General features: G+C 36.1%; 6 protein-coding genes. 2 read left to right on the forward strand and 4 right to left on the reverse strand.

Going from position 1 to position 7,476, the window contains the following annotated elements; translation table 11 throughout:
* Nucleotides 1–10: 10 nt before the first annotated feature.
* Complete coding sequence (locus tag A8L44_RS10960; RefSeq protein WP_066105591.1) at nt 11–841, reverse strand: cytochrome C assembly family protein; 831 nt, start codon at nt 839–841, stop codon at nt 11–13.
* A gap of 15 nt (nt 842–856) precedes the next feature.
* Nucleotides 857–2,221: a glutamyl-tRNA reductase gene (gene hemA / locus A8L44_RS10965; protein WP_066105594.1), complete on the reverse strand. Its 1,365-nt coding sequence runs from the start codon at nt 2,219–2,221 to the stop codon at nt 857–859.
* A 283-nt stretch (nt 2,222–2,504) separates the two neighbouring features.
* Between hemA and A8L44_RS10970 the strand changes: the two genes are divergently transcribed.
* Nucleotides 2,505–2,984 (forward strand): hypothetical protein, encoded by a 480-nt coding sequence (locus tag A8L44_RS10970; protein ID WP_066105598.1) that lies wholly within the window; start codon nt 2,505–2,507, stop codon nt 2,982–2,984.
* A gap of 741 nt (nt 2,985–3,725) precedes the next feature.
* On the forward strand, nt 3,726–6,245 hold the full coding sequence (locus A8L44_RS10975; protein ID WP_139063842.1) for an immunoglobulin-like domain-containing protein: 2,520 nt from the start codon (nt 3,726–3,728) through the stop codon (nt 6,243–6,245).
* A 321-nt stretch (nt 6,246–6,566) separates the two neighbouring features.
* Here A8L44_RS10975 and A8L44_RS10980 read toward each other — a convergent pair whose 3' ends face one another.
* Nucleotides 6,567–6,848 carry a hypothetical protein gene (locus A8L44_RS10980; RefSeq protein WP_066105604.1) on the reverse strand — a complete coding sequence of 94 codons (282 nt, stop codon included), beginning with the start codon at nt 6,846–6,848 and terminating at the stop codon, nt 6,567–6,569.
* 40 nt (nt 6,849–6,888) lie between these two features.
* On the reverse strand, nt 6,889–7,476 hold a 588-nt coding region (locus tag A8L44_RS18975), incomplete at its 5' end, for a hypothetical protein (RefSeq protein WP_217491081.1).

Genomic DNA, 7,476 nt, shown 5'->3' on the forward strand with positions numbered 1-7,476 from the left:
TTACCCTCCATCAATAGACATGAAATGCTGATATGCTGCCGAAAAAGAAGAAATTCACTAGCACTAACAAGAATGAACCAATATTCCAATAAGCAAGTGATTTCCCATAAATCCGGTTGTTAACTTTAAGATATAAATAGATTCCATATATAATTAGGCAGGCAAATGAGCCAAGAATTTTACTATCATACCAATTAATATCCGAAACGATTATATAGGCCCATTCAAGACCTAGTATTAATGATAATAATAACAGAGGTACACCGATTGCTACCAGTATATAAGACAGCTGTTCCAGTTTCGCCAGATCTCCCAGCCTGTTCAGCCTTTTCCCCCATTTCTTTCGCTTTAATAAATCGTACTGTATTAGATACAAAATAGAGAAGACAAAGGAAAGAGCAAAAGCTGCATAAGATAGAATGGCAACTGTAATATGAATCATGGATAGCTCAGATAACACCTTAGTTTGCGCTTCTGCCGTAGAATAGGATTCTAATGTTGAGAATATATGAATGACCATCAAACCAAACCCTATTACATTTGTAAAAAACATAAAAAAATCTGTCCGTATTATCCGGTTTAGGATGAGTGAAAAGGTAATCAATATCCACACGTAAAAATATAATCCTTCAAATAAGGTAAGAACCGGGAATCTTCCCACTTCAAACATATATAGACATAAAAAAATTGTTTGCATCAACCAAACAATCGAAAGAAACCAGAAGGCTGCCTTATGAGCCTTCCGATTATTTTGTAAAAAATCTATGAAATAGAATAAGACACTAAGTCCATATAATATAATTGTAATTTCTTGCAATCTATTTAAATTAATATCAATCATATATCCCATCCTTGCTTAATATGGTTGTGACACCACTTTCAAGACAGGTCTATTTTGCTGGACCGATGTTTTAGATTGGAATGGCATTGCCGCCTTAAATTCCTGTTCTTCTACAAGCTCCTCAATATTGAAGATCGAGACAAATGCCTGTAAAGCAGCCTCTGGATTCTTCATTTCTGCCATATCTTTTGCATAAAGAATCGGATCTTTAAGCATCTGATTAATGATGCTCTTCGTATGCTTATTAATAACCTTCCATTCTCTTTCACTTAGGCCTGGTAATTTACGCTGCATACTCTCCATTGTTTCTGCCTGAATATCTAATGCTTTCTCGCGCAATGCAGAAATCACAGGAACAACACCAAGCATTTTGATCCATTGATTGAATTCAACCAGCTCACTTTCAATCATGATCATAATTTGTTCTGCTGCTTCTTTTCTTTCTGCCAGGTTCGCCTGAACGATACCTTCTAAATCGTCTATATCATAAAGAAAGACGCTGTCCAGTTCCATTAGTTTAGGATCTAAATCACGCGGTACGGCAATATCAACCATAAAAATCGGACGGCCTTTTCTTAAAATGTTGATATTTTCCATCATTTCTTTTGTAATTACATATTCCTTTGATCCAGTCGAACTGATTAATATATCTGCATCAAGCAGGGCACATTGCAATTCCTGAAGCATTTTTGCCTGTCCAGAGAATTTAGATGCCAATATTTCGGCTTTTTCCAAGGTTCTGTTAATTACCGTTACTTGATTGGCACCATTGCTATATAAATTTTCAATGGCAAGCTGGCCCATTTTCCCGGCACCGACTACGAGGATTTTCTTATCCTGAAGCGAACCAAAGATTTTTTTACCAAGCTCAACCGCTGCATAGCTGATTGATACCGCATTTTTATTGATTTCCGTTTCAGAGTGAGCTTTTTTGGCAAGCGTAATCACCCGTTTAAACAGATTATTAAACAATACTCCGACGGTATTTTCTTCCTGTGCCTGCTGGAAGCTTTTCTTCACCTGTCCAAGTATTTGAGTTTCTCCCAATACCATGGAGTTCAATCCACAGGCAACCTGGAATAAATGATTAACTGCTCCGTCCTGCTCATAAACATATAAATAGGAGGAAAGTTCATTTTGGTCAACCGCGAACCACTCTGCTAAAAATTCTTTAATATAATATCTGCCCGTGTGCAGCTGATCCACTACTGCATAAACCTCTGTCCGATTACAGGTGGAAACAATGATATTTTCAAGGATACTTTTTTTCTTACTTAATGATTTCATCGCTTCCGGCAGCTGTCCCAATTCAAAACTGACTTTTTCACGGATTTCAACAGGAGCAGTTTTGTAATTAAGACCGACAACAATTATATGCATTTCCCCTGTCACACCCCCATCTGAGCATATTCTTTTGCAAGTATATCATTGGTGTATATGAAAAATTTTCCACAAATTGTGAACATTATCGTAACTCTATATCAATTAAACATGTAAATGAGAAATTCTCATGAAATAAAAACCTGATATAATTAATGTATAATAGGTTAAATCTTAATTGCCAAAATGTTTCTCTGACAGTATTATGTGTAAATTAAATCACTAATTGTACATTATCAAAGATTAGAATAATTATCAATAATAATAAACCGGGAGACTACATATGAAAGAATATCGTTATTTTTCAAGCACTATTTTGATTGGCTTTGGTCTTTTTTATTTTTTAAAATCAATTAACTTTTCCCTATTGTCACCTTATTATTCATGGGGATCTCTTTGTATTATTATCGGATTAGCCTTTCTTGCTGAAAGCAGGTTTGGCAGTCATTCTGATTTTATACTGCCTGGAATCTTGCTCACTGGATTCGGTTTACACCAATACATAGCCGTCCATTTGGAAAACTGGCCAGCTGAGCATACAGCCCTATTTTTATTTATTAGTTTGGGTCTTTTATTGCTTCATCTAAAAAAAGGAGTTGGTAAAGGCCCGGGGATTTTATTCCTTGTTGTCTCTATCATCTTTATATTCCATGAGAGAATCTTAACTATACTGGGCTTGGTTCATTTTGTTGATTTCTTTAATCACTACTGGCCTGTTCTTTTAATGCTCATTGGCGGATTCATTCTATTTAAGAAAAAATAAAAGCAGATAGCATGGCAACCCTACCTATTGTGGTCAGGGTTGCTGCATTAGGCTATCTGCCTTTCTTTTTTATAATCTCTTTTCGTAACTTGTTACTATTAGAAAAAAAAGAGAGACAACTTTTACTGTCTCCTTGTTTCACTAAAGCCCTCATAGTTAACGTACAATTGTTCATGATCCTTGGTAAGCAATAGGCTGCATTCTTAAAGATTCCGTTTCCACTCTCTTACATTTATCTAGATGAAAAAGCCGCTTCCAATAAGGAAGTGACTTTCTTGTTATTCCGCTAAAGCCCTTGATAGTTTAAGTACATTCTTTCACAATCATAGTTAGTTTTACACAATTAATCAGTGCATTCAATACAGGAATACTGCCCCGTTTATCGAGTAAGAAGGTGCCTGTTATAGAATCAACACATCCAAATGAAGAAGAGAAAGAAAACATTTTTTGCTTGCTTTCAAAGCCTTCAACGTATGACGGACAATATGGGTGATTTAAAGTAATGAAAAAGAAAGTAAGAAAAAGAAAAAAAGTGGGATAGGCATACCTATTCCGCTTTTGTTCTTTGCAACACCTAGTTAACAATAGTTGTCAGTGTGTTGGGATTATTGGAATTATTTTTTGCTATAGTGATATAATGAAAGAGAATCAGGTGCATATATAATTGGCTTCGCTGATAATGTTATTTGCCTGCAAAAACTAAGAAAGGAAGTGTGTAAGGTGTATAAGAGAAAAAGGTGGTTGAGTGTTGTAGTAAGCTTAGCTCTAGTTCTTAGTTGTATTGCTCCTGGTTTTGTTGATGCAGCAACCGACAAGACCAAACCGACGATTACAGGGGCAAAGAATGCAACCGCTTACTTGAATCACTCGTTTAATCCGAAAAAAGGCGTCGTAGCAAAAGACAATGTTGATGGAAACATCACGAGCCGTATCAAAATATACGGAAAGGTGAATACGAAAAAGACGGGTAAATACACGCTGACGTATAAGGTAACTGATAAGGCGAAAAACACCCAGACAGTAAAGCGTGTCGTAACAGTTAAGAAAGATACAACAAAACCTAAAATCACCGGTGTATCAAATAAAACCGTATACAGAGGTTATTCTTTCAATCCTAAATTGGGTGTAAAAGCAACTGATAATGCGGATGGAAACCTCACTTCCAAAATTAAAGTAACTGGGAAAGTAAACACTAAAAAAGTCGGAAAATACAAAATTAAGTACACTGTTACAGATAAGACCAAAAACAAAAGAACGGTCACTCGAACTATTACCGTAAAGAAAGATACAACTAAGCCTACTATTTCTGGTGTTTCTAATAAGTCTATCTTTGCTGGTACAACATTTAAGCCTCTTTCTGGTGTTACGGCCAAAGATAATGCTGACGGAAATATCACTAAAAAAATCAAAGTCACCGGTAAAGTAAATACTAATAAAATTGGAACCTACAAACTAACTTATTCTGTGTCAGATAAAACGAAAAACAAAAGAACAGTTACACGTAAGATTTATGTTAAAAAGGACACAGTTAAACCAACTATATCCGGTGCTAAGAATAAAACCATTAACATTGGTACTTCTTTTAATCCACGTACCGGTGTAACTGCGAAGGATAATGTTGATGGCAGTATTACAAAGAATATTAAGATTTCTGGAACGGTAAATACTAAAAAAGCTGGTTCTTATAAACTTGCCTACACTGTTACAGATAAAGCAAAAAATAAAACTATCGTTTATCGTACCGTTAAGGTTGTAGATAATGTAAAACCTGTAATTAACGGCGCTAATAACACTCAAGTTGCTCTTGGAGATGCTTTTGATAGTTTAAAAGGTGTTTCCGCTTCTGATAATAATGATGGTAATTTAACAGCGAAAATCAAAGTCGAAGGTACAGTTAATGTCAATAAACCTGGAACCTATAAGCTAACGTATACTGTTTCAGACAAAGCAGGCAACAAAGCAACTAAACAGCGCAATGTAACGGTTGTTGATAAGGTTGTTCCTGTTATCAATGGCGTTGAAGATGTCGAACTCCCTTTTGGACAAGAGTTTGATTCTCTGAAAGGTGTTACGGCTACTGATAACTATGATGGGGATTTGACTTCCAAAATCAAAGTGGAAGGCACAGTTAATGTAGAAAAAGCTGGGTCCTATCCCCTTACTTATTCAGTTACCGACCAATCAGGAAATGAAGCAACTGTCAAACGTACTGTAACGGTCATTGATAGTACAGACCCTATCCTTTCCGGTGTGAAAGATTTAGAAATCAATTTTGGAGATGAATTTGATCCTTTAAAAGGGATTACCGCTTCTGACAACAACGATGGGGATATAACTTCTAAAATTAAAGTAGAAGGAGCCGTCAATGTAAACAAAGCTGGAAGCTATAAGCTAACATATTCAGTGTCTGATGAGTCTGGCAATAATGCGACTGCTGAAAGAACTGTAACTGTAATTGATAATGTTAAACCGGAATTCTCCGGAGTATCAAATGTAACTATTGGTCTATATACCGATTTTAACGTAATGAATGGGGTTACCGCTTCTGATAATAATGATGGCGATCTTACATCAAATATATTGACAGAAGGTACAGTGGATACACAAAAAGAAGGTGACTATACTGTCACGTATACAGTTTCCGATGCAGCTGGAAACACTGAAAAAGTCACAAGGGTTGTAACGGTTCAAAAAATCCCTGTCTCTAATATTACTATTAGTGCTCCTTCTAAATTGAGAACTGGTAAAACCCAACAGTTAACAGCTACAATCACACCGACAGATGCTACAGAACAACAAGTTACTTGGACTAGTAGTGATGAATCTATTGCTACCATCAGTGAGGAAGGCACACTAAAAACCATTTCCGAGGGTACAGTCACCATTACAGCAACTGCCGATGGAATTAGTAGTTCGAAAACTATCGTCGTTGCAGATACTAAACCATCTATGTATTTTTCATCATTTGGAACAGGGGTTGTAAATGGTGTAATCAAGAACTTCTCATTTACGTTGCTTAACCAAGAGTCTACAGAAACTGTATATGTCGAGAAAGTTGAAGTTTATGAGAATAACTCTCTATTTACTTCCTATTCTGCTAGTGACATACAGAATGCAGGACTAAGTACCGAGATTTCACCGTACAGCGGCTGGAGATTTGGTCTTAATTTTAAGGTGGGAATTTGGGAAGGTCAAAGCAAAGTTGTTGTCACAGTTAAGGAAGAGAACGGGAAGATCTATCAATACTCTCGAAGCTTTTAAGAGGATGATTTAAAAGTTTTTACCTAACATAAAAGGTGAAAGTGCGTAAAAATGTAGATTAGCCTAATTTGTTGCTAACCTACCTTTTTTGAGTGGAATCTTTGGTCAAACTAAGTACAAATTAGTTACCAAAAAAGTTATCTCTCATTTTATTTTTCTTTATGTATTTCAACATCGATAACATTCTCCTTATGCTGCTAACCTGCCCCTTTTGTTCAAGAAGGTACTCCCCAATCAATTGTACCGTAAGATGGATAGCAGCTTCCCTGTTTATTCAAAAGCAACAATCTTTACGAAAACAGCCATTTAAAAAGATCAGCATCATTGCTGATCTTTTTTGTTGGCTTTTTCTTTGAGAATTGCCTTTGCTTTTCTGGCCAGTTCCTTTCCGTTTTCCCAATTGACCATATCTGCACGCGTCTCTATCAGTAATTCAATTTCAATCTCCTCGAACTCATCTTCCGTTAGGCAAGAGTATTTGAAGAGAATGCCCGCCTCCTTGAGTTCACCTGCCAATAATGCTTTCTTGATTTTCTCTCTATCGCTCTTCTTTTCAAATTCTTTGAATATCTCGTTCATTTCCTGGCTAAAAACATTATCCATACACTAATCACCCACCCCTTTATAAAAGAGAAAATCAGCATTACTGCTGATTTTCTGGTTTATCTTCCGGTTTAATTGTATCTAATCTATCATATAAAGCAGCGATACGGCTATCATATTTTTCTCTAAGTTCATCGGCGTGTTTGTTCAACTTCTCGATCTTCGCTTCATACTTATCTTTTAGTTCGTCTGTAGCAACCTGGCATTCAGCTTTTGCTTTGACAATAGCTTGATCGACCGCTAATTGTTGTTCAACTTCAGCTTGCTGTTTCAATCTATTGATTTCAACGTCTTTTGAAGCAAGTTTGTCTGCCATTTCTGCCTCTTTGTCTGCAAGTTTATCTTGTAAGACTTGTAACTGACTTTCTAGACGTTCATTCTTCGTTTGCACGTCTTCGAAAGTTCTGATTGCTTCTGCTAAAGCTGAATCTTGCTGTTGCTTTTTCGCTTCGAAATCAGCTTTGATTTTATCAACATTGTCTTTGAATGGCTTGTATTCACTTACAAGCGAAGAAAGGTTTTCAATGTCATTCTTGTATTTTTCAATCAAATTTCCATTGTTTTCTTTGTCTTTTTCCAATGTTTTGACTGTGGCGTTTGCTTTATCTAATTCCTCTTTTTGTTCATT

This window comes from Bacillus sp. FJAT-27986 (assembly GCF_001685035.1).
Taxonomy (GTDB): domain Bacteria; phylum Bacillota; class Bacilli; order Bacillales; family Pradoshiaceae; genus Pradoshia.

Coding starts and splice junctions, on each gene's coding strand:
- A8L44_RS10960 (WP_066105591.1), bottom strand. CDS start 841: ATGATTGATATTAATTTAAATAGATTGCAAGAAATTACAATTATATTA.
- hemA (WP_066105594.1), bottom strand. CDS start 2,221: ATGCATATAATTGTTGTCGGTCTTAATTACAAAACTGCTCCTGTTGAA.
- A8L44_RS10970 (WP_066105598.1), top strand. CDS start 2,505: ATGAAAGAATATCGTTATTTTTCAAGCACTATTTTGATTGGCTTTGGT.
- A8L44_RS10980 (WP_066105604.1), bottom strand. CDS start 6,848: ATGGATAATGTTTTTAGCCAGGAAATGAACGAGATATTCAAAGAATTT.